The organism is Streptomyces sp. NPDC053431 (assembly GCF_044544925.1).
Classification (GTDB): domain Bacteria; phylum Actinomycetota; class Actinomycetes; order Streptomycetales; family Streptomycetaceae; genus Streptomyces.
Genome location: NZ_JBITXX010000012.1, coordinates 94,410 through 115,198 on the forward strand (window position 1 = coordinate 94,410; position 20,789 = coordinate 115,198).

Consider the following 20,789-nt stretch of genomic DNA (forward strand, 5'->3'; position numbering starts at 1 on the left):
TATAGTCATGCCATCCATGAGGAGGGTTTCGATGACGGTACGAGCAGCAGTCGCGGGCGCGAGCGGATACGCGGGCGGAGAGCTCCTGCGCCTCCTCCTGGCCCACCCCCACGTCGAGATCGGCGCCCTGACCGGCCACTCCAACGCCGGACAGCGGCTCGGCGGCCTCCAGCCGCACCTCCTGCTGCTCGCCGACCGCGTGCTGGTGGAGACCACCGCCGACGCCCTCGCCGGCCACGACGTGGTGTTCCTCGCCCTCCCGCACGGGCAGTCCGCCGCCGTCGCCGAACAGCTCGGCCCGGACACGCTCGTCGTCGACATGGGCGCCGACTTCCGGCTCAAGGACCCGGCCGACTGGGAGGCCTTCTACGGCTCCCCGCACGCCGGCACCTGGCCGTACGGCCTCCCCGAACTGCCGGGTGCCCGCGCCGCGCTGGAGGGGTCCAAGCGCATCGCGGTGCCCGGTTGCTACCCCACCGCCGTCTCGCTCGCGCTCTTCCCGGCGTACGCGAACGGGCTCGCCGAGGCCGAGGCCGTGATCGTCGCCGCCTCCGGCACCTCCGGCGCCGGCAAGGCCGCCAAGCCGCACCTGCTCGGCAGCGAGGTCATGGGCAACATGACCCCGTACGGCGTCGGCGGCGGCCACCGGCACACCCCCGAGATGATCCAGAACCTCAGCGCGGCGGCGGGCGAGCGGATCACCGTCTCCTTCACCCCCACCCTCGCGCCGATGCCCCGCGGCATCCTCGCCACCTGCTCGGCCGCCGCCAGGCCGGGCGTCACCGGCGAGACCCTGCGGGCCGCGTACGAGAAGGCCTTCGCGGACGAGCCCTTCGTCCACCTGCTCCCCGAGGGGCAGTGGCCGGCCACGGCGTCCGTCTACGGCTCCAACGCGGTCCAGATCCAGGTCGCCCACGACCCGGCCGCGAACCGGATCATCGTGATCAGCGCCATCGACAACCTCACCAAGGGCACCGCCGGCGCAGCGGTGCAGAGCATGAACATCGCCCTCGGGCTCCCCGAGGAGACCGGACTCTCCACGATTGGAGTCGCTCCATGAGCGTCACCGCAGCGAAGGGATTCACGGCCGCGGGCATCGCGGCCGGAATCAAGCAGAACGGCAACCCGGACCTGGCCCTCGTGGTCAACACCGGGCCGCGCCGCGCCGCCGCGGGAGTCTTCACCTCCAACCGCGTCAAGGCCGCCCCCGTCCTGTGGTCCCAGCAGGTCCTCGCCGACGGCGAGCTGACCGCCGTCGTCCTCAACTCCGGCGGCGCCAACGCCTGCACCGGCCCGAAGGGCTTCCAGGACACCCACGCCACCGCCGAGAAGGTCGCCGAGGTCCTGGACATCGGCGCCGGCGAGGTCGCCGTGGCCTCCACCGGCCTCATCGGCGTCCTGCTCCCCATGGACAAGCTCCTCCCGGGCGTGGAGAAGGCGGCCGGCGAGCTCTCCGAGCACGGCGGCGAGAAGGCCGCCATCGCCATCAAGACCACGGACACCGTCCACAAGACCGCCGTGGTGACCAAGGACGGCTGGACCGTCGGCGGCATGGCCAAGGGCGCGGGCATGCTCGCCCCCGGCCTCGCCACCATGCTCGTCGTCCTCACCACCGACGCCGACGTCGACGCCAAGGGCCTCGACGCCGCCCTGCGGAACAGCACCCGGGTCACCTTCGACCGGGTCGACTCCGACGGCTGCATGTCCACCAACGACACCGTCCTGCTGCTCGCCTCCGGCGCGGCCGGCGTCACCCCGGCCCAGGACGAGTTCGCCCAGGCCGTCCAGGACGTGTGCGCCGACCTCGCCCGGCAGCTCATCGGCGACGCCGAGGGCGCCAGCAAGGACATCCGCATCGAGGTGATCAACGCGGCCACCGAGGACGACGCCGTCGAGGTCGGCCGGTCCATCGCCCGCAACAACCTCCTCAAGTGCGCCATCCATGGCGAGGACCCCAACTGGGGCCGGGTGCTCTCCGCCATCGGCACCACCCGGGCCGCCTTCGAGCCCGACCGGCTCAACGTCGCCATCAACGGCGTCTGGGTCTGCAGGAACGGCTCCGTCGGCGAGGACCGCGAGCTCGTCGACATGCGCTACCGGGAGGTCGTCATCACCGCCGACCTCGCCGCCGGCTCCGAGTCCGCCGTCATCTGGGCCAACGACCTCACCGCCGACTACGTCCACGAGAACAGCGCGTACTCCTCATGAGCGACTCCAAGAGCCCCACCCGGAAGCACACCGCGCTGCCCAAGGCGCAGATCCTCATCGAGGCGCTGCCCTGGCTCACCCGCCACCACGGCAAGACCGTCGTCATCAAGTTCGGCGGCAACGCCATGATCGACGACGACCTCAAGGCCGCCTTCGCCCAGGACGTCGTCTTCCTGCGCCACGCCGGCCTCAAGCCGGTCGTCGTGCACGGCGGCGGCCCGCAGATCAGCGCCGCCCTCGACCAGGCCGGCCTGGTCAGCGAGTTCAAGGCGGGCCTGCGGGTCACCACCCCCGAGGCCATGGACGTCGTACGGATGGTCCTCGCCGGACAGGTCCAGCGCGAGCTCGTCGGGCTGCTCAACCAGCACGGCCCGCTCGCCGTCGGCCTCACCGGCGAGGACGCCCACACCATCACCGCGACCAGGCACCAACCGGTCATCGAGGGCGAGCAGGTCGACATCGGCCGGGTCGGCGAGATCACCGCCATCGACACCGGGGCCATCCAGGCCCTCCTCGACGACGGCCGGATCCCCGTCGTCTCCTCCATCGCCCGCTCCCAGGACGACGACCATGTCTACAACGTCAATGCTGATACGGCGGCTGCGGCACTCGCTGCTGCGCTGGGCGCCGAGACACTGATGGTCCTGACCGACGTCGAGGGCCTCTACGAGGACTGGCCGAACAGCGACGAGGTCATCAGCCGGCTCACCGCGAGCCAGCTGGAGAAGCTGCTGCCGGAGCTCTCCAGCGGCATGGTCCCCAAGATGGAGGGCTGCCTGCACGCCGTCCGCAACGGGGTCACCACCGCCCGCGTCATCGACGGCCGGGTCCAGCACTCGATCCTGCTGGAGATCTTCACCGACGAGGGCATCGGCACCATGGTCGTGCCCGACGACCAGCACGTTCAGGGGGAGAAGTGACCGCCAACCAGGACCTGACCCAGCGGTGGCAGGGCGCGCTGATGGACAACTACGGCACGCCCAGGCTGCCGCTGGTCCGCGGCGAGGGCGCCAAGGTCTGGGACGCCGACGGCACCGAGTACCTCGACTTCGTCGGCGGCATCGCGGTCAACGCCCTCGGCCACGGCCACCCGGCGATCGTCGAGGCCGTCTCGCGGCAGATCGCCTCCCTCGGCCACGTCTCCAACCTCTTCGTCGCCGAACCGCCCGTCGCCCTCGCCGAGCGGCTGCTCCAGCTCTTCGGCCGGCCCGGCAAGGTCTTCTTCTGCAACTCCGGCGCGGAGGCCAACGAGGGCGCCTTCAAGCTCGGCCGGCTCACCGGTCGCCGGCACATGGTCGCCACCACCGGCGGCTTCCACGGCCGGACCATGGGCTCGCTCGCGCTGACCGGCCAGCCCGGCAAGCAGACCCCGTTCCTGCCGCTGCCCGGCGACGTCACGCACGTGCCGTACGGCGACGTCGAGGCCCTGCGCGCCGCCGTCACCGAAGAGACCGCCTTCGTGATCATCGAGCCCGTCCAGGGCGAGAACGGCGTCGTGGTCCCGCCCGCCGGCTACCTGCAGGCGGCCCGGGCGATCACCAGGGCCACCGGCACCCTCCTCGTCCTCGACGAGGTGCAGACCGGCATCGGCCGGTGCGGCACCTGGTTCGAGCACCAGGCCCACGACGGCGTCGACCCCGACGTCGTCACCCTCGCCAAGGGCCTCGGCGGCGGCCTCCCGCTCGGCGCGACCGTCGCCTTCGGCCCGGCCGCGGAGCTGTTCACGCCCGGCCACCACGGCACCACCTTCGGCGGAAACCCGGTCGCCTGCGCCGCCGGACTCGCCGTCCTCGACACCCTCGGCGCCGACGCCGTGCTCGACGAGGTGAAGCGGCTCGGCGAGAAGCTGCGCGACGGAATCGAGGGTCTGGGCCACCCGTTGGTCTCCCACGTCCGTGGCTCGGGCCTCCTGCTGGGTATCGTGCTCACCGAGTCCCTCGCGCCGCAGGTGCAGCAGGCGGCTCAGGACGCCGGTCTCCTGGTGAACGCGCCCGCCCCCGATGTCGTACGACTCATGCCGCCGCTCATCATCGGCGACGCGGAGGTGGACGCCTTCCTCCGGGCCCTGCCCGGCGTCCTCGACGTGGCGAACGGGGAAGGACGAAGCGGAGAATGAAGCGACGATGACCGACGCGCAGGGAACCGAGCGCTGGGGATCCGCCCAGCCGGAGTCCGGGGGACCGTCCGTTCCGCAGACCCGCACCGCACGCCACCGCAGGATCGTCGACATCCTCAACCGGCAGCCGGTCCGCTCGCAGAGCCAGCTGGCCAAACTGCTCGCCGACGACGGGCTGAGCGTCACCCAGGCGACGCTCAGCCGTGACCTCGACGAGCTCGGCGCGGTGAAGATCCGGAACACCGGCGGCGAGCTGATCTACGCCGTGCCCAGCGAGGGCGGCTTCCGCACCCCGCAGGCCCCGCTCGGCGAGTCCGCCAAGGAGGAGCGCATGCGCCGCCTCTCCGGCGAACTGCTGATCTCCGCCGAGGCCTCGGCCAACCTGGTGGTGCTCCGGACCCCGCCGGGCGCCGCACAGTTCCTCGCGTCGGCCATCGACCAGGCCGAACTCCACGCGATCCTCGGCACGATCGCGGGCGACGACACGCTGCTGCTCATCTCCCGCGACCCGGCCGGCGGCCAGGCCCTCGCCGACCACCTGCTGCGCCTCGCGCAGAAGGAACGTTGAGGCACCAGGTCCTGTCGTCGAACTCCCGTCGTTGCCCGCGGGGCAGGCGGGAGTTGACGACAGGGCCTAGTACCGCGTGATCGCCGTCGGCCCGCCCCGCGTGCCGACGGCGATGTGCGGCCGGCGGGCCGGATCGGCCCAGGCCAGGAGCTTGCGCATGGTCTCCTCCGGTACGGAGACGCAGCCGGCCGTCGCCCCGCGCCCGTTCACGTGCAGGAAGATCCCGGCGCCGCGCCCGCGCACCGGGCGGTCGTAGTTGAAGCCGACGACCAGCCCGTAGGCGTACTGCGTCGGATAGGCGCCCAGACGCTCGGACTCGGCCGCCCGGCAGTCCGAGGGCAGGCCCTCCACCCAGCGGTTGTAGGCCTTCGACCGATTGTCCTCGCACCACCAGGAACGATGCGTCACCCGGGCGTAGCGGTACGCCGTCCCGGCCGGCGCGGGCTTGATCCCGAAGGCGTACGGCAGGCCGTAGAGACCGGTGGGCGTGGTGTTCGTGCCCTGGCGCCGGGTCGCCCCCTCGGTGAGGCCCTTCGCCCCGAAGCGGGCGGGCGCCGACCCCGCCTTCACCCATGTCCCGTCGCGCCGGTCCCACCAGGTGAGGGTGCCGGTGGTGGCACCCGTGTCCAGGGCCTCGGCGGTGATCAGCTGGGAGCCGCCGCCGGTGTCCGCCATCCGCGCGGGCAGCGGGGCCTGCTGCGGGCTCCAGGGGGCCGGGACGATCGTGAACATGACCGCGCCGAGCGCGAGAAGGGTTCGCATGGCGCGACGCTAAGCGCCCCGCGCCGGCCCTGCCAAGCCGGCGGCTCGTCCGGGGGAGCGGCGGCGGCGGGAGCGGCAGCGCGGGCAGCCCGTCGAGGCCGGTGGCGATGTGCTCCTTGCGCGCAGCAGGCGTCGAACTCCTCCTCCAACCTGCGGTCGAAGTGGTCCGCGTGGAGCCGCCGGTCCGTCCACGTCGCTCACCCGCCCCGCCCACGGGCCGCTCCTCTCACCTGCTGGGCACGGCACAGCAGCCGGTACGGGGCGCAGCCGTCCAGCAGCTCCTCATGGCTGCCCGTCGCCACGACCCGGCCGCCGTCGAGCACGACGATCAGGTCCGCCGCGCGGATCGTCGACAGCCGGTGGGCGATGACGAGCACGGCGCACTCGGCGGAGGCCTGCTCGATCGAACGGCGCAGCGCCACCTCGTTGACCGCGTCCAGGTGGGCGGTCGGCTCGTCGAGCAGCAGCAGGCTGGGGCGGCTCAGCAGGGACCGGGCGATGGCCACGCGCTGGCGTTCGCCGCCCGACAGGGCCATGCCGTGCTCCCCGGCGTCGGTGTCGAGGCCGCGCGGCAGCCGCGCCACCAGCTCGGTCAGCTGGGCCAGTTCCACCGCCCGGCCGACCTCCTCGGCGCCGGCCTCCGGGGCGGCGTAGAGCAGGTTCTCCCGCAGCGAGCCGTACAGCACCGGGGCGTGCTGCTCGACGAGCCCGATCCGCGCCCGGTGCTCGGCCCGGTCGAGGGTCCGGACGTCCCGGCCCTCGAAGAGGAGCACGCCCCGGTCGGGGTCGTAGAAGCGCTCGGCAAGCGCGAAGACCGTCGACTTGCCGACACCGGAACGGCCGACCAGGGCGACATGAGCGTGTGCGGGGACCCGGAACGAGACCCCGCGCAGGACCGGCCGCTCGGGGTCGTAGCCGAACCACACGTCCCGGAACTCCAGTACCGGCGGGCGGGGCCCGGCCCGGGACGGCCGCGGCGCCGCGGCCGCCGGAGCCGCGGGGACGGCCCCCGGCTCGCCCGGCAGGTCCAGGATCTCGGTGATCCGCCGCAGCGCGCCCGCGCCCTGCTGCAGGGTGCTCACCGCCTGGAACACCGCGCCGACCGGCCCCACGAGGAAGAGCATGTAGAGCAGGAAGGCGGCCAGATCGGCGACGGAGGCGTCCTGGCCCGCCACCCGCACCCCGCCGATGAGCAGGACCAGCAGGAACGAGCCCTGCACGGTCAGCTCGATCGCCGGCGCGACCACCGCGTCGAGCCGTCCCACCCGCACGCTCGCCAGGAAGGCGGCCTCGGCCTGCGCCCCGATGCGGTCCGCCTCGCGGCGCTCGGCGCGGCTGGCCCGGACGGTCCTGATGGCGCCCAGGGCCCGTTCCAGCTCGGCCGTCATCGCACCGGTGGCCTGCTGGGCGTGGAGCGAGGCGCGCGCGATCCCGCGCAGCACCGAGGCGACGAGCAGCCCGCCGACCGAGATCAGGGCCAGGACGACCAGGAAGAGCACCCAGTCGAGCCAGATCATCAGGGCGACCACCGCGGCCAGGCCGATGGCGCCGCTGACCGCGTCGGTGAAGCCCTCCGCGATGAGCAGGCGCAGCGCGGTGCTGTCCGCGCTGGTGCGCGCGATCAGGTCGCCGGTCCGGTACCGGTCGTACGTCCGCATCGGCAGCCGCAGCAGATGCTCGACGAGGTCGAGCCGGATGCCCAGGACGACGCCCTCGCCCGTGCGCGCGAGCACATAGCCCGCCACCGCCTGGACGAGCGCCTGGGCGACGAAGAGGACGACCAGCAGGGCCACTGAGCCGGCGACGGCCGTTCCCGCCCCGGCGGCCTCGATCACCCGCCGGACCACCAGGGGCTGGGCCAGTCCGAGCGCCGAGGCGACCACGGTCAGCGACACCGCGCCGAGGATCCACCGCCGGTGTCCGCGCAGCACCCGCAGGATCTCCCGTGGGCCGGTGAGCCGCTCGCCGCCGTGGTCCCTCATGGCACGGTGAAGAAGGTCCGGAAGTAGTCGGGCGGGTGGTCCTCGCCGACCGGCACGCCCTCGGCCTCCACCCAGGCGTGCGCGGCGAACGGCGGCAGCCGGCGGACCCCCACGCACCAGGTCGGCCACCGCCCGTGCAGCCGGCAGAGCAGGGCGGTCGCCAGGGACCGGGGCAGGCAGCCCTCGGGCGCGGCGCAGCGCACACTGACCGCGGTCACCGCGTCCCGGGCCGCGCGGGCCTCCTCGTAGCCCGCCGGACGGGCACCGCGGCGCACCGCGCCGAGCACCGCCCGCATCCGTCGGGGGGAACGCCGGGCCAGCAGCCGGGCGAGGCCGACGACGAGCCGGGCCTCTACGGCCCGGACACCGGTCACCGCGGTCACCGTTCCACCAGCCCGGACGACTCCAGCGCCTCGACCAGCTGCCGCACGTCCTCCCGCGCGCCGCCGTCGTCCACGTCGTAGTCCCGGATCAGCTCCCGCACCGCCTCCTCCGGGGTGCCGCCGGCCAGGAGGGTGCGCAGCACCTGGCCGCCGGTGGGGTTCAGTTCCCAGTACTCGCCGCTCTCCTCGTCGAGCAGGGCCGTCCCGTAGTCGGTCTCGGCGCAGGACACGCCGGTGCGCAGGGTGAAGGTCATGGCGGGGCTCCCACGGTCGGGCCGGCGGCGGCGCGTTCCCTGGCGCGCAGCCAGAGTTCGCAGCCCACCGCCTGGTACAGCGCGTCGTGCAGGTCGTAGGGGTGCTGTCGCAGCGGGCCGGTGCACAGGGTGCGCAGCGCGGCCTCGTCGATCAGCCCGAGCCGGCCCAGCCGGGAGTCCTCGAAGAGCGTGAGCACCTCCCGGCGGTGGGCCCGCAGGGCGGCGTCGAGGTCGCACATGCCGGGCGACTTGGCAGGCCGGTCGAGGCTCTCGGCGGGGACGACGCCCCGCATCGCCTCCTTGACCAGCGGCTTGTACGCGGACGGGGGGCGCTTGTCCTCCGGCCGGACCGAGAGTCCCGCCTCCAGGACGCGGTCGTCGTAGTAGGGCGCGCAGAGGGTCACGCCGAGGCGGGCGGCGAGGCGGCTGATCTGGCGGACCGGCCGGGCGGACTCGCGGATGCCGACCAGGTCGTCGTGCAGCCCGCGGTCCGCGGAGAGCGGCCGGGCCGTCGGAGCCTCCGCCCGGATCAGCTCGCGGACGGCGTCGGCCGCGTCCTCGGTGACCCACGGCGCGAGGCGAGGCGTGGGGCCCCAGCCGAGGGCGCCGGCGTCGGCGTCGGGCGGCGGGGGAGTGGTGAGCCGGTCGGCCGCCCCGCGCAGCCAGGAGCCGTACGACCTGCCGTCGCACAGCTCCCGCAGCATCCGGGCCCGCGACCACCGGTAGGTGACGGCGAAGCCGCGCAGCTCGCGCAGGGCGGTCGCCGGCCGGCGGCGCAGCAGGGTCCGCAGATGGGTGGTGGCGCAGCCCAGCACCTCGTCCCCGCCGAAGCCGCTCAGATGCAGCCGCGAGCCGCGGTCCGCGGCCCGGCCGACGACGGCCGCCCACCGGGCGTGGTCCGCGAGGCCGCCGCAGGGCTCGTCGAGCAGCTCGTCCAGCAGTCCGCCGGTGTCGAGCAGTCCCTGATAGATCTCCGGCATCTCCTCGGCGGGGACGATCCGGTGGTCGACCCGGGGCAGGGCGCCCGCGGTGAGACGCGCGTACCGCACGTCGTCGTCGAGCGGGTCCGGCCCGGCGGCCGTGCAGGCGACGACCTCCGGGCCCGCCCGGGCAGCCAGGGCGCACAGCGCGGTCGAGTCCAGGCCGCTCAGGTCGCTGCTGACCCGCGCACGCCCGCGGACGCGGGCGTCCACGGCCGCCCGCAGCGCCTCGGCGAGCGCGGCGGCACCCTCGGCCAGGGGCACCTCGGGCGCGGGGGGCAGCCACCAGCGGACCTGGCGCGCGCGTCCGTCGGTCTCCAGGACGAGGACGTGGTCGGCGGGCAGGTCCGCGACGCCCCGCCACACGGGGCGGTACGTGAGGGGATGGAGGACGGGCGGGTCGAGGAGGTGGAGGGCGAGCCGACGGGCGTCCAGGTCCGTGCGGCCGAGGGCCGCCGTCACGTCGGCCCGGTCGGAGGCGACCGCGACGCCGGCGACGGTGGTGTGGAAGAGGCGCCGGAGTCCGCTCACCGCGCCCTGGGCGCGGACCCGCCCGGAGACCGAGGCGAGGAGATGGCAGCTGCCGGTGAGGCGGCGGGCCACCGTGTCGACGTCGGCGACCGTGCGCAGCCCCGCGGCCGCCCGGGCGAGCGGGACGGGACCGAACTCCCCCATGAGGACCAGCTTGTTGCCGCCCGCCTCCCCGACCGCACAGGCCTCGTCGTCCCACCGACCCACCAGCCAGGGCCGTCCGGAGGGGTGGCGGATCGTCCGCCGGGCGCCGTGACGTGAGGCGGCGTCAGCGAGGGCGGCGGCCGCCGGGGTGTCCGGAAGGACGGCGAACCAGGAGGGGACGGCGGCGAGTTCGGAGCACACCGGCATCACCACGGTCACGTTCGTCAGGAGGACGACGGGTGTCCGGCACCCGCCGTCGCTCGTCAGAGATGCTGATCGACATCAACTCCTGGTGCTCAGAGGAGATTGCCCTTGAAGAGGATGTCCGGAGGGCCCTTGCCCTTCCGGAACGGCCTTCCGGTCTCCTTGCGGAAGGAGCCGACCCGAGTCAGCGTCGGGCGCTCGTAGGCACGCATGGCGGTTGCACCTCCTCTCGCTTCCCGGTTCGGACACCCGTGGTCCCGCCCCGAGGGGCCGGACCCCGTCCGGTGAGCACGCCCAGGGCGGACCTGAACCCGCCAGGGGACACTGAGGACTTGTGCGCGGACCCCGCATCGCTCTGTCGAACTTCTGTGCGCGCCCGGCTGCATGACGCCGGACCGCGATCGGTCCGTGCACCTTCCAGGCTAGTACGTCCCTCTTTGTGCGTCACCTACGCGTGACGCGGCGGTCTCCTCGAGCGGGAATCCGGCGGAGCCGTGCCCGCAGCACCGGATCGGGGTCCTCGGCGAGCCGCCGGGCCGTCTCCTCGTAGGCGGCCGAGCCGTTCGCGCGCAGCAGCCGCAGGGCGCGGAGGCGGACGTGGACGGGCCGGTCGGGACCGGTGCGGCGCACGAAGTCCTCCTCCGGCAGCCGGTTCGCCCACGGCAGCAGCGCCCGCGCGGCCTCCCGCACGACACCGGGATCGGGGTCGTCGAGCAGGGGCAGCAGGCGGGCGTGATCGACGGCCTCCAGGACGCGCAGGCCCGCGACGGCGGAGGAGCGCACCAGCGGGCGTTCGTGCCCGGCCAGCTCCCACAGCACCGGCAGGTCCGCCGCCCGCCCACCGCACTCGGCGAGTCCGAGCGGCGCCCGGCCGGGCACGGTCGCCGGGTCCGCGCAGGCCGCCCGGTAGACGGCCGAGGGATCCCGGCCGTCCTGTCGCAGCACCCAGCGGGCGCAGGCCCGGACGAGCCCCGACCGGTCGTACAGGAACGCCTCGGCCTCGGCGGACCGGCCGGACTTGCGGAGGGCGGTGACCCCGGCCGAGCGCACGCCGCCGGATCGGGCCGCGAGCAGCAGCGGCAGCGTCTCGTCGGGGATGCCCGCGGCCAGGGCGGCCGTGGCCGCCTTGTCCCGTACGGCGCCGTCCTCGTCGTACGCGGCGATCCGGGCCAGCTCGCGCGGTGCCAGGAGCCCCCGCTCGACGGAGACGTCGAGGGCGAGCCGCCGGGTGGCCCGGTCCCGGTTGAGGAGCAGGGTGGAGACGGTGGCCGGCGGGGCGGTGCGCAGCACCTCCCGGAGGAGCGCGGCCGCCGTGCCGCCGCGCAGCCGGGCCCGCAGCCGGAGGATGACCGGGGCGGTCACGCCGAGGGTGCCGGCGTCGGCGCCGGGCAGGGCGGCGGCGAGGACGGCGTCCGCCTCCTCGCGTACCCGAGCGGCCCAGTCGGCCGTGCGGATCGCCACCAGGGGGAGGACGGCGGGACGCGCGGCGGCGTGGGGGAGGGCGGCCGCGCGGATCCGGCCGTCGCCGTCGCACAGGGCCAGCGCGAGCTCCGCCTCGCTCGGCTTCGGGTCGCCGATGAGGACACGCAGGACGACGGGGCGCACGCGCTGCGCGAGCCACTCGTGCTGGGGAAGCCCCAGGCCTCGCCAGGCGTGGTCCGAGCGGATGTGCTCGTCCAGCTCCAGCCACGCCCCCGGGCGCCACACCTCGATGACCTTGGCGAGCGCGCGCCCGTGCGCGAGCCCCCGTAGCGCCGCGGTCGGCGGCTTCTCGTCGCTCGTCATGCACGGACCCTAGGTCCTGCGTACCCCCCGCCGCCTGCGGTTTTCCACGGTGGAGGGCCGGGCTCGGGAGCGCGTTGACAAAACATACGGAGGACTGCATAGTTATACCCATCAGTGGTTGCAAGGTAAGGAGAACCCCGTGACCGAGCGCGTCGTACTCGCCTACTCGGGCGGCCTGGACACCTCCGTCGCCATCGGCTGGATCGCCGAGGAGACGGGTGCCGAGGTCATCGCTGTCGCCGTGGACGTCGGCCAGGGCGGCGAGGACCTGGACGTGATCCGCAAGCGCGCGCTCGCCTGTGGTGCGGTCGAGGCCGAGGTCGCGGACGCCAAGGACGAGTTCGCCGACGAGTACTGCCTCCCGGCGATCAAGGCCAACGCCCTCTACATGGACCGCTACCCGCTGGTCTCGGCCCTTTCCCGGCCCGCCATCGTGAAGCACCTCGTGGCCGCCGCGAAGAAGCACGACGCCTCGATCGTGGCGCACGGCTGCACCGGCAAGGGCAACGACCAGGTGCGCTTCGAGGCCGGCATCCAGGCCCTCGGCCCGGACCTGAAGTGCATCGCCCCGGTCCGTGACTACGCGATGACCCGGGACAAGGCCATCGCCTTCGCCGAGAAGGCGAACCTGCCGATCGCCACCACCAAGAAGTCCCCGTACTCGATCGACCAGAACGTCTTCGGCCGGGCCATCGAGACCGGCTTCCTCGAGGACATCTGGAACGCCCCGATCGAGGACATCTACGAGTACACCCAGAACCCGGCCGTCGTCCGGGAGCCCGACGAGGTCGTCATCTCCTTCAAGGAGGGCGTCCCGGTCGCCATCGACGGCCGGCCCGTCACCGTCCTCCAGGCGATCCAGCAGCTCAACGAGCGCGCCGGCGCCCAGGGCATCGGCCGGATCGACATGGTCGAGGACCGTCTCGTCGGCATCAAGTCCCGTGAGGTCTACGAGGCTCCCGGCGCGATCGCCCTGATCACCGCCCACCAGGAGCTGGAGAACGTCACCGTCGAGCGCGAGCTGGCCCGCTACAAGCGGCAGGTCGAGCAGCGCTGGGGCGAGCTCGTCTACGACGGCCTGTGGTTCTCCCCGCTCAAGCGCGCCCTGGACGGCTTCATCAACGAGGCCAACCAGCACGTGACGGGCGACATCCGGATGACCCTGCACGGCGGCCGCGCCGTCGTCACCGGCCGGAAGTCCGCCGAGTCGCTGTACGACTTCAACCTCGCCACCTACGACACCGGCGACACGTTCGACCAGTCGAAGGCGCAGGGCTTCATCGACATCTTCGCCCTTTCGGCGAAGATCGCCGCGAAGCGCGACCTGGGCTGACCCCCGCACGTTGAACAAGCCGCCTCCCTGTCTCGTACGCCGTTGGTACGGCAGGGGGGCGGTGGCACATCCAGACACTGTCCTGAGGAGCAACAGCAGTGAGCAGCAACAACGGTGACGTCCGGCTCTGGGGCGGCCGGTTCGCCGACGGCCCCGCCGAGGCCCTGGCGAAGCTGTCCGCGTCGGTCCACTTCGACTGGCGCCTGGCGCCGTACGACATCGCCGGCTCCCGTGCCCACGCGCGCGTGCTGCACAAGGCCGGGCTCCTCACCGAGGACGAGCTGACCCGGATGCTGGCCGGCCTCGACCAGCTGGAGGCGGACGTCGCCGACGGCTCCTTCGTCGGCACCATCGCCGACGAGGACGTCCACACCGCTCTGGAGCGGGGTCTCCTGGAGCGCCTCGGCGCCGAGCTGGGCGGCAAGCTGCGGGCCGGCCGGTCCCGGAACGACCAGGTCGCCACGCTCTTCCGGATGTACCTGCGGGACCACGCCCGGATCATCGGCGGTCTGATCGCCGACCTCCAGGACGCCCTGGTGGGCCTGGCGGAGGCGCACCCGGACGTCGCCATGCCGGGCCGGACCCACCTCCAGCACGCCCAGCCGGTGCTCTTCGCCCACCATGTGCTCGCCCATGTGCAGTCGCTGTCCCGGGACGCCGAGCGGCTGCGGCAGTGGGACACCCGGACCGCCGTCTCGCCGTACGGCTCCGGCGCCCTCGCGGGCTCCTCGCTCGGGCTCGACCCGGAGGCGGTGGCCAAGGACCTGGGCTTCGAGCGGGGTTCGGCGGGCAACTCGATCGACGGCACGGCCTCGCGCGACTTCGTCGCCGAGTTCGCCTTCATCACGGCGATGATCGGGGTGAACCTCTCCCGGATCGCGGAGGAGATCATCATCTGGAACACGAAGGAGTTCTCCTTCGTGACCCTGCACGACGCCTTCTCCACCGGCTCGTCGATCATGCCGCAGAAGAAGAACCCGGACATCGCCGAGCTCGCCCGGGGCAAGTCCGGCCGCCTCATCGGCAACCTGTCCGGCCTCATGGCGACGCTGAAGGCGCTGCCGCTCGCCTACAACCGTGACCTCCAGGAGGACAAGGAGCCGGTCTTCGACTCCTGCGACCAGCTGGAGGTCCTGCTGCCCGCCTTCACCGGCATGATGGCGACCCTCACGGTCAACCGGGAGCGGATGGAGGAGCTCGCCCCGGCCGGCTTCTCCCTCGCGACCGACATCGCCGAGTGGCTGGTCAAGCAGGGCGTGCCGTTCCGGGTGGCGCACGAGGTCGCCGGCGAGTGCGTCAAGGTCGCCGAGGCGGAGGGCAAGGAGCTCGACGACCTGACGGACGAGCAGTTCGCCAAGATCTCCGAGCACCTCACCCCCGAGGCCCGCACGGTCCTCAACGTCCCCGGCGCCCTCGCCTCGCGCGACGGCCGGGGCGGCACGGCCCCCTCCGCGGTCGCCGCGCAGCTGGTCGAGGTCAAGGCGGACCTGGTGATCCAGCACGCCTGGGCCACCGCCAAGAACTGAATCCCGCTCCTACAGCGCCGCCGCCCAGTCCGCGAGCGCGTCGAAGTCCGGCCGGAGCAGTCCGAGTCGGGGGTCGACGCGCAGCAGCAGGGCGGCGGCGAGGTGGTTCTGCTCCACGTACTCGTGGTCGTACGACGTGATGTCGTCGTCCACCCATGCGAACGGCCGCCCCTGCGCGTACTCGAGGACGTACTGGGTCTTCCAGAACGTCCCGCGCGGGGCGGCCCCGTGCATTCTCGGCCAGTCGATGAACGGCAGCTCGGGCAGCCCCAGACGCGGGCCGATCCAGTCGTTGGCCTCGTCCTTCCATGTCGTCGCCCAGACCAGCTCGTACGCGTCGGACAGCGCGAGCAGCTCGTCCCCGTGCCCGGGGTTCAGCCACACGCGCAGCGGCTTGGCGCCCGTCCAGGCCGTCGGGCTCATCCGGTGCGTGTCGTAGCCCTCGGGGCGGCGCTCCGGCTTCGCCGCATACGGGTTCAGCGGTCCGTCCACGTCGATCAGCAGCAGCGGCTTGGTCATGTTCACAGCATTCCTCCGGGCCCCCGGTGAGGCATTGAAATTTCGAATGAGACATTGATGTCTCATTCGATGTATGGTTGTCTCATGTCAGTCGACCGCACCCAGGTGCTCCACGCCGCCGCAGCCCTGCTCTCCCGCAAGGCGACCGCCACCATGGACGAGGTCGCGCGGGCCGCCGGGATCGGGCGTGCCACGCTGCACCGGCACTTCGCCGGGCGGGACGCGCTGGTGCGGGCGCTGGAGCAGATGTGCATCGAGGAGACGGAGACCGCGCTCGACGCGGCCCGCCTCGACGAGGGGCCCGCGGACGAGGCCGTTCGCCGGCTGATCGGCGCCTCGGAGCCCGTGGCCCCCCTGCTGGCCTTCCTCTACACGGAGAACCAGCTCTTCGAGGGCGAGCAGCAGAACGAGGGCTGGTCCCGCGTCGACCTCCGGGTCGCCGCGCTCTTCCGGCGCGGACAGGAGGAGGGCGTCTTCCGGATCGACCTGACCCCCGCCTGGCTCTGCGAGGCCTTCTACGGGCTGATCGGCTCGGGCGCCTGGGCCGTCGCCGACGGGCGGGTCGCCGCCAACGACTTCCAATTCATGATCGCCGAGCTGCTGCTCGGCGGAGCGCGCAGGAGCGTGGAGAAGTGATCACCGACAGCGTCACGAGGGCGAAGAAGCACGAGAGCCATACGGAGGGCGTGCGCCGTCCCGGCCGGTGGCTCGCCCTCGCCGTGCTCGTCCTGGCCGTGCTGCTCGTGGCGGTCGACGCCACGGTACTCGGTCTGGCGACCCCGTTCCTCTCCGAGGACCTGAAGCCGTCCGGTACCCAGCTGCTGTGGATCGGCGACGTCTACTCCTTCGTCATCGCCGGTCTCCTGGTCTCCATGGGCAGCCTCGGCGACCGCATCGGCCGCAAGAAGCTGCTGCTCACCGGAGCCGTCGCCTTCGGCGCCGTCTCCGTGCTCACCGCCTATGCCACCAGCCCCGAGATGATGATCGTGGCCCGCGCCCTGCTGGGCGTCGCCGGCGCCACCCTCATGCCCTCCACGCTCGCCCTGATCCGCAACCTGTTCCACGACCCGCGCGAGCGCAGCCTCGCCATCGGCATCTGGGGCGCCATGGCCTCGGCCGGTGCCGCCGTGGGCCCGGTCGTCGGCGGATTCCTGCTCGAACACTTCTGGTGGGGCTCGGTCTTCCTCATCAACCTGCCCGTCATGGCCGTCCTGGTCCTCGTCGGCGCCAAGCTGATCCCCGAGTCGAAGAACCCGAACCCCGGCCCCTGGGACCTGCCCAGCGTCGGCCTCTCCCTCGTCGGCATGATCGGCGTCGTCTACGCCGTCAAGGAACTCGCGTCCGAGGGCCTCGCCGTCGGCGTGGCCGTCGCGGCCCTGGTCGGCATCGGCTGCCTGGCCGGGTTCGTGCGCAGGCAGCTCACGCTGCCGGCCCCGCTCCTGGACATGCGCCTGTTCCGCCACCGCGGCTTCTCCGCCGCCGTCCTCGCCGACCTGCTCACCATCCTGGGGCTGTCGGGCCTGGTGTTCTTCCTGTCCCAGTTCTTCCAGCTGGTCCAGGGCCGCCATCCGCTGGAGGCCGGACTCGCCGAACTGCCCGCCGCGATCGGCGCGGTGACGGCCGGTCTGGTCGCGGGCAACGTCGCCCGCCGCTACAGCGTGCGCTCCGTCGTCGCGGGCGGTCTCGCCGCCATCGGCCTCGCCCTCGCGGCCCTCACCGCCCTCGGGCAGTCGACCGGCTACCCGCTGCTCGGCGCGAGCCTCCTGGTCGTCGGTGTGGGCGCGGGCTTCGCCTTCACCGTCACCGCCGACGTCATCCTCTCGACCGTCCCCAAGGACCAGGCGGGTGCCGCCTCCGCGGTCTCGGAGACCGCGTACGAACTGGGCGCGGCCCTCGGCATCGCGCTCCTCGGCTCCGTCGTGACCGGCGTCTACCGGGGCTTCACCACCCCGGCCGGCGTCCCGGCCGACACCGCCGCCGCGGCCCACGACTCGCTCGGCGGCGCGGTCGAGGCCTCCGCGGGCCTCGCCCCGGCCCAGGCCGAGGCGCTCGTCTCGGCGGCCCAGCAGGCCTTCGTCGACGGCCTGCGCATCGCGTCGGGCGCCGGCGCCGCGGTGCTGCTGGTGACCGCGGTCGCGGCCTGGTTCCTGCTGAAGGGCCAGAAGCTGGCCGACGGCGTCGAGCACTGACGCGTCCGGACACGACGGAGGGCGCTCCCCGGTCCCGGGGAGCGCCCTCGCCTGCGTCGCGGGTGCGGCGCTACGCCGCTTCCTTCGCCTTGGTGGCGTACATGTCCACGTACTCCTGGCCGGAGAGCCGCATGACCTCCGCCATCACCGAGTCCGTCACCGCCCGCAGGACGTAACGGTCGCGGTCCATGCCGTCGTAGCGGGAGAACTCCATCGGCTCGCCGAAGCGGACGGTGACCCGGCCCGGGCGCGGGAAGCCCGCGCCGCCCGGCTGGATCTTGTCGGTGCCGATCATCGCGAACGGCACCACCGGCGCGCCCGTCATCAGGGTCAGCCGCGCGATACCGGTGCGGCCGCGGTACAGGCGCCCGTCGGGGGAGCGGGTGCCCTCGGGGTAGATCGAGAAGATCTTGCCCTCCTCCAGGACCCGGCGCCCGGTCATCAGCGCGGCCACGCCGCCGCGGCCGCCGTCGCGGTCCACCGGGATCATGCCGACGCTGGTGAAGAACCAGGCCATCAGGCGGCCCTTGAGGCCGGTGCCCTTCACGTACTCGTCCTTGCCGATGAAGAAGACCTGACGGTCCAGGCAGATCGGCATGATCATCGAGTCGATGAACGTCAGATGGTTCCCCGCGAGGATGACCGGCCCGGTGCCGGGGACGTTCTCCGCGCCCTCGACGCGGGGGCGGAACATGAGGCGCAGGACGGGACCGAGAGCGGCCTTCATGATCGCGAGACGGGACAACGGTTCCTCCGGTGTCGGGCGGGCGGCTCGTGCGGAGCCGACAAGTGCAGATCGCGACGATACTCGCCGGTCACGGCGTGTCGCACGTCGGGTTCACCGAGTGGATACGCGGTGTTGACGTGTGTTTCCGCCATGTTCCGCCCAGGTCTGCCGCCCGTAGGGGGTTCTTGCCTAGCGTCGGGCCCGTAGTTGGCAGGTGCGGGACATCACACCGAAGGAGTGTTCATGACACAGCCCGAGCGCCGGACCCCGGCCCGACGCGCCGTCCTCGGAGCGGCCGGAGCGGCCGTCCTGGGCGGCTCCACGGTCCTCGCCGGCGGCACCGCGCAGGCCGTGCAGTCGGCCGTCGCCGCCGACGCCGACCGCGACGCCCGTGGCAGGGGCCACGGCCACGGCTACCGCTCGCTGCCCGTGCCCACCGTCATCGCCCACCGAGGCGCCAGCGGCTACCGGCCCGAGCACACCCTCGGCTCCTACCAGCTCGCCCTCGACATGGGCGCGCACGTCATCGAGCAGGACCTCGTCCCCACCCGGGACGGGCACCTCGTCTGCCGCCACGAGAACGAGATCGGCGGCACCACCGACGTCGCCGACCACCCCGAGTTCGCCTCCCGGAGGACCACGAAGAGCGTCGACGGCGTCAGCCTCACCGGCTGGTTCACCGAGGACTTCACGCTCGCCGAGCTGAAGACCCTCCGCGCCAAGGAGCGCATTCCGGCCACCCGTCAGGAGAACACCCTCTACGACGGCCGCTGGGCCGTCCCCACCTTCGAGGAGGTGCTGCGCTGGGCCGAGCGGGAGGGACGCCGACGGGGCCGCGAGGTGTGGCTGCACGTCGAGACCAAGCACCCCACCTACTTCCGCGCCCTCGGCCTCGCCCTGGAGGAGCGGCTCGCCGGGCTGCTCCGCCGCTACGGCCGGCACCGCGCCGACTCCCCGGTCTTCCTCCAGTCCTTCGAGCCCAGCAGCATCCAGCGCCTGGCCCGGCTGGTGGACTCCCCGCGCGTCGTGCTGCTCTCCGCCGCGAACACCCGCCCCTGGGACTTCGTCCAGGCCGGTGACCCGCGCACCGTCGCCGACCTGGTCGAGCCGGCCGGACTGCGCTGGATCGCCTCGTACGCGCAGGGCATCGGACCCACCCTCGACCTGATCCTGCCGCGCGACGCGAGCGGCCGGCTGGGCACCGAGACCACGCTGGTGCGCGATGCGCACGCCGAGGGCCTGATCCTCCACCCGTACACCCAGCGCAACGAGAACGGCTTCCTGCCGGCCGAGTACCGCCGGGGCACCGACCCGGTCGCCTACGGGGACGCCTTCGGCGCGCTCCGGCGGTTCTTCGCGACGGGCATCGACGGCATCTTCTCCGACAACGCCGACACGGCCCTGCTCGCGGCGGCGGACCTCCAGTCCCGCTGACCGGCCCGCGCGGGCCCGGCCCTCCCCCGACCGGGTGGTTTGCCGCCGGGCCCGCAACCGCCGGCGGCCCACCCCGCATCGTCGCGGGCATGACCTCCCGCGACACGCTGCTCGCCACCCTCACGCCGCTGCTCGCCGCCGAGTCCAGGGCGGAGGCACCCGCCGCCGGCGTCGAGGCCGGCGACCTCGAACAGGCCGTCTGGCTGCGGCTCCTGGAGCGACTCCAGGAGGACGGCGCCCCCGAACACCCCGCCGACTGGCTGCGCCGCGCCGTCCGCGCCGAGGCCCGCCGGGCCCGCCGGGCCTCGGCCCGCGAACGCCCGTACCACGGCGAGCCCGCCCAGGAGGCGCACCGCTCGCCCGAGACCTCCGCACTCGTCTCCGAACGCCGCCGCACCGTGCGCGCCGCCGTCCGCCGCACCCCCGGCCACTGCCCCCGGCTGCTGACCGCGATGCTCCACCCCGCCGACCCCACCTACCGGGAGATCGCAGGAGCGTTGGGTATCTCACAGGGCAGCCTGGGACCGATGCGTTCCCGTTGCCTGGGATGCCTGCGCAGAATGCTGGCTGCGGAGGTTCCCGGCCCCGGCGAAGGGGGAAGGGTGCCGTAGACCGACGGCGGATCAGGTGAGCGGGAGGCATGCGCACATGGGCATGAGCGTGACCATCTCAGCGGCGGACGCGACGCACGACGCGGAGCACATCCTCAAGCTGCAGTACCTCTGCTATCAGCGCGAGGCGGAGATCTACCAGGACTGGTCCATCGAACCGCTCACCCAGTCGCTCGACGCCCTGCGTGCCGAACTCGCCGAGGGCCAGGCCTTCGTCGCCCGTCTCGGCGACGAGATCGTCGCCTCCGTACGCGGCCGGCTGGACGAGGACGGCACCGTACGGATCGCCAAGCTCATCGTGCACCCCCGGATGCAGCGCCACGGTCTCGGCGGACGGCTCCTCGACGCCATCGAGGCCCACTACGCCGGCGAACCGGTCCCCGCCGCCAAGCGCTTCCAGCTCTTCACCGGCCACCGCAGCGAGGGCAACCTGCGGCTCTACCGCAGCAAGGGCTACGCGCAGGTCTCCACCCGCGAGATCGGCCCGACCCTCACCCTGGTCACCCTGGAGAAGGCGGCCTAGGGCGGGCCCG

At 73.3% G+C, this 20,789-nt stretch carries 21 protein-coding genes; 12 read left to right on the forward strand and 9 right to left on the reverse strand.

The features are described 5' to 3' along the window. Positions 1–31: 31 nt before the first annotated feature. From argC to ACIGXE_RS25660, 5 genes are read left to right on the forward strand one after another with little or no spacing between them, the layout of a single operon-like run. Entirely contained in the window at positions 32–1,060 is a 1,029-nt protein-coding gene (gene argC, locus ACIGXE_RS25640) for an N-acetyl-gamma-glutamyl-phosphate reductase (protein WP_399751225.1), read from the forward strand. Further along, positions 1,057–2,208 (forward strand): bifunctional glutamate N-acetyltransferase/amino-acid acetyltransferase ArgJ, encoded by a 1,152-nt coding sequence (gene argJ / locus ACIGXE_RS25645; RefSeq protein WP_399751227.1) that lies wholly within the window; start codon positions 1,057–1,059, stop codon positions 2,206–2,208. Before argC ends, argJ begins: the two co-directional genes overlap by 4 nt. After that, entirely contained in the window at positions 2,205–3,128 is a 924-nt protein-coding gene (argB, locus tag ACIGXE_RS25650) for an acetylglutamate kinase (RefSeq protein ID WP_399751229.1), read from the forward strand. The genes argJ and argB overlap by 4 nt, the downstream gene beginning before the upstream one ends. Further along, positions 3,125–4,324, forward strand: coding sequence for an acetylornithine transaminase (locus ACIGXE_RS25655; protein ID WP_399751231.1), 1,200 nt, complete (start codon positions 3,125–3,127; stop codon positions 4,322–4,324). Before argB ends, ACIGXE_RS25655 begins: the two co-directional genes overlap by 4 nt. A gap of 7 nt (positions 4,325–4,331) precedes the next feature. Beyond that, the gene (locus ACIGXE_RS25660) at positions 4,332–4,892 is read left to right on the forward strand and encodes an arginine repressor (protein WP_365342408.1); all 561 of its coding nucleotides are present in this window, start codon (positions 4,332–4,334) and stop codon (positions 4,890–4,892) included. Between the two features lie 66 nt (positions 4,893–4,958). Here the strand turns inward: ACIGXE_RS25660 and ACIGXE_RS25665 are convergent, their stop codons facing one another. The 7 genes from ACIGXE_RS25665 to ACIGXE_RS25695 form a co-directional block, all read right to left on the reverse strand. Beyond that, a complete protein-coding gene (locus ACIGXE_RS25665; protein WP_399751384.1) occupies positions 4,959–5,624 on the reverse strand; it encodes a L,D-transpeptidase in 666 nt (221 codons plus the stop codon). 227 nt (positions 5,625–5,851) lie between these two features. After that, the gene (locus ACIGXE_RS25670) at positions 5,852–7,636 is read right to left on the reverse strand and encodes an ABC transporter ATP-binding protein (RefSeq protein ID WP_399751234.1); all 1,785 of its coding nucleotides are present in this window, start codon (positions 7,634–7,636) and stop codon (positions 5,852–5,854) included. Further along, positions 7,633–8,010: a lasso peptide biosynthesis B2 protein gene (locus tag ACIGXE_RS25675; protein ID WP_399751236.1), complete on the reverse strand. Its 378-nt coding sequence runs from the start codon at positions 8,008–8,010 to the stop codon at positions 7,633–7,635. The genes ACIGXE_RS25670 and ACIGXE_RS25675 overlap by 4 nt, the downstream gene beginning before the upstream one ends. Positions 8,011–8,015: 5 nt before the next feature. Next, on the reverse strand, positions 8,016–8,273 hold the full coding sequence (locus tag ACIGXE_RS25680; protein ID WP_399751238.1) for a lasso peptide biosynthesis PqqD family chaperone: 258 nt from the start codon (positions 8,271–8,273) through the stop codon (positions 8,016–8,018). Next, positions 8,270–10,147 (reverse strand): asparagine synthase-related protein, encoded by a 1,878-nt coding sequence (locus ACIGXE_RS25685; RefSeq protein ID WP_399751240.1) that lies wholly within the window; start codon positions 10,145–10,147, stop codon positions 8,270–8,272. The genes ACIGXE_RS25680 and ACIGXE_RS25685 overlap by 4 nt, the downstream gene beginning before the upstream one ends. A gap of 77 nt (positions 10,148–10,224) precedes the next feature. Further along, positions 10,225–10,344 (reverse strand): keywimysin-related RiPP, encoded by a 120-nt coding sequence (locus ACIGXE_RS25690; protein WP_399751242.1) that lies wholly within the window; start codon positions 10,342–10,344, stop codon positions 10,225–10,227. A gap of 232 nt (positions 10,345–10,576) precedes the next feature. Continuing rightward, entirely contained in the window at positions 10,577–11,917 is a 1,341-nt protein-coding gene (locus tag ACIGXE_RS25695; protein ID WP_399751244.1) for a hypothetical protein, read from the reverse strand. A 139-nt stretch (positions 11,918–12,056) separates the two neighbouring features. Between ACIGXE_RS25695 and ACIGXE_RS25700 the strand changes: the two genes are divergently transcribed. Beyond that, positions 12,057–13,250 (forward strand): argininosuccinate synthase, encoded by a 1,194-nt coding sequence (locus ACIGXE_RS25700; RefSeq protein WP_399751245.1) that lies wholly within the window; start codon positions 12,057–12,059, stop codon positions 13,248–13,250. Between the two features lie 98 nt (positions 13,251–13,348). Beyond that, on the forward strand, positions 13,349–14,776 hold the full coding sequence (argH, locus tag ACIGXE_RS25705) for an argininosuccinate lyase (protein ID WP_399751246.1): 1,428 nt from the start codon (positions 13,349–13,351) through the stop codon (positions 14,774–14,776). Between the two features lie 9 nt (positions 14,777–14,785). On the opposite strand, the gene ACIGXE_RS25710 is transcribed toward argH, so the two are convergent. Continuing rightward, positions 14,786–15,295, reverse strand: a complete 510-nt coding sequence (locus ACIGXE_RS25710; protein ID WP_399751247.1) for an HAD domain-containing protein — start codon at positions 15,293–15,295, stop codon at positions 14,786–14,788. Between the two features lie 84 nt (positions 15,296–15,379). Between ACIGXE_RS25710 and ACIGXE_RS25715 the strand changes: the two genes are divergently transcribed. Next, positions 15,380–15,931 (forward strand): TetR/AcrR family transcriptional regulator, encoded by a 552-nt coding sequence (locus ACIGXE_RS25715; RefSeq protein WP_399751248.1) that lies wholly within the window; start codon positions 15,380–15,382, stop codon positions 15,929–15,931. Further along, positions 15,928–17,484 (forward strand): MFS transporter, encoded by a 1,557-nt coding sequence (locus tag ACIGXE_RS25720; protein WP_399751249.1) that lies wholly within the window; start codon positions 15,928–15,930, stop codon positions 17,482–17,484. Before ACIGXE_RS25715 ends, ACIGXE_RS25720 begins: the two co-directional genes overlap by 4 nt. Before the next feature lie 70 nt (positions 17,485–17,554). Here ACIGXE_RS25720 and ACIGXE_RS25725 read toward each other — a convergent pair whose 3' ends face one another. After that, entirely contained in the window at positions 17,555–18,229 is a 675-nt protein-coding gene (locus ACIGXE_RS25725) for a lysophospholipid acyltransferase family protein (protein WP_399751250.1), read from the reverse strand. A 225-nt stretch (positions 18,230–18,454) separates the two neighbouring features. Between ACIGXE_RS25725 and ACIGXE_RS25730 the strand changes: the two genes are divergently transcribed. The 3 genes from ACIGXE_RS25730 (at position 18,455) to ACIGXE_RS25740 (ending at position 20,779) form a co-directional block, all read left to right on the forward strand. After that, complete coding sequence (locus ACIGXE_RS25730) at positions 18,455–19,645, forward strand: glycerophosphodiester phosphodiesterase (protein ID WP_399751251.1); 1,191 nt, start codon at positions 18,455–18,457, stop codon at positions 19,643–19,645. Between the two features lie 89 nt (positions 19,646–19,734). Next, entirely contained in the window at positions 19,735–20,256 is a 522-nt protein-coding gene (locus tag ACIGXE_RS25735; protein ID WP_399751252.1) for a sigma-70 family RNA polymerase sigma factor, read from the forward strand. A 37-nt stretch (positions 20,257–20,293) separates the two neighbouring features. Then, complete coding sequence (locus ACIGXE_RS25740; RefSeq protein ID WP_399751253.1) at positions 20,294–20,779, forward strand: GNAT family N-acetyltransferase; 486 nt, start codon at positions 20,294–20,296, stop codon at positions 20,777–20,779. Positions 20,780–20,789: the final 10 nt, after the last annotated feature.

What these genes read in the sequence shown, in the direction of transcription:
- argJ (WP_399751227.1), top strand. Translation starts at nt 1,057, where the DNA reads ATGAGCGTCACCGCAGCGAAGGGATTCACGGCCGCGGGCATCGCGGCC.
- ACIGXE_RS25670 (WP_399751234.1), bottom strand. Translation starts at nt 7,636, where the DNA reads ATGAGGGACCACGGCGGCGAGCGGCTCACCGGCCCACGGGAGATCCTG.
- ACIGXE_RS25735 (WP_399751252.1), top strand. Translation starts at nt 19,735, where the DNA reads ATGACCTCCCGCGACACGCTGCTCGCCACCCTCACGCCGCTGCTCGCC.
- ACIGXE_RS25660 (WP_365342408.1), top strand. Translation starts at nt 4,332, where the DNA reads ATGACCGACGCGCAGGGAACCGAGCGCTGGGGATCCGCCCAGCCGGAG.
- argC (WP_399751225.1), top strand. Translation starts at nt 32, where the DNA reads ATGACGGTACGAGCAGCAGTCGCGGGCGCGAGCGGATACGCGGGCGGA.
- ACIGXE_RS25665 (WP_399751384.1), bottom strand. Translation starts at nt 5,624, where the DNA reads ATGTTCACGATCGTCCCGGCCCCCTGGAGCCCGCAGCAGGCCCCGCTG.
- argB (WP_399751229.1), top strand. Translation starts at nt 2,205, where the DNA reads ATGAGCGACTCCAAGAGCCCCACCCGGAAGCACACCGCGCTGCCCAAG.
- ACIGXE_RS25730 (WP_399751251.1), top strand. Translation starts at nt 18,455, where the DNA reads ATGACACAGCCCGAGCGCCGGACCCCGGCCCGACGCGCCGTCCTCGGA.
- ACIGXE_RS25695 (WP_399751244.1), bottom strand. Translation starts at nt 11,917, where the DNA reads ATGACGAGCGACGAGAAGCCGCCGACCGCGGCGCTACGGGGGCTCGCG.
- ACIGXE_RS25690 (WP_399751242.1), bottom strand. Translation starts at nt 10,344, where the DNA reads ATGCGTGCCTACGAGCGCCCGACGCTGACTCGGGTCGGCTCCTTCCGC.
- ACIGXE_RS25710 (WP_399751247.1), bottom strand. Translation starts at nt 15,295, where the DNA reads ATGACCAAGCCGCTGCTGCTGATCGACGTGGACGGACCGCTGAACCCG.
- ACIGXE_RS25715 (WP_399751248.1), top strand. Translation starts at nt 15,380, where the DNA reads ATGTCAGTCGACCGCACCCAGGTGCTCCACGCCGCCGCAGCCCTGCTC.
- ACIGXE_RS25680 (WP_399751238.1), bottom strand. Translation starts at nt 8,273, where the DNA reads ATGACCTTCACCCTGCGCACCGGCGTGTCCTGCGCCGAGACCGACTAC.
- ACIGXE_RS25740 (WP_399751253.1), top strand. Translation starts at nt 20,294, where the DNA reads ATGGGCATGAGCGTGACCATCTCAGCGGCGGACGCGACGCACGACGCG.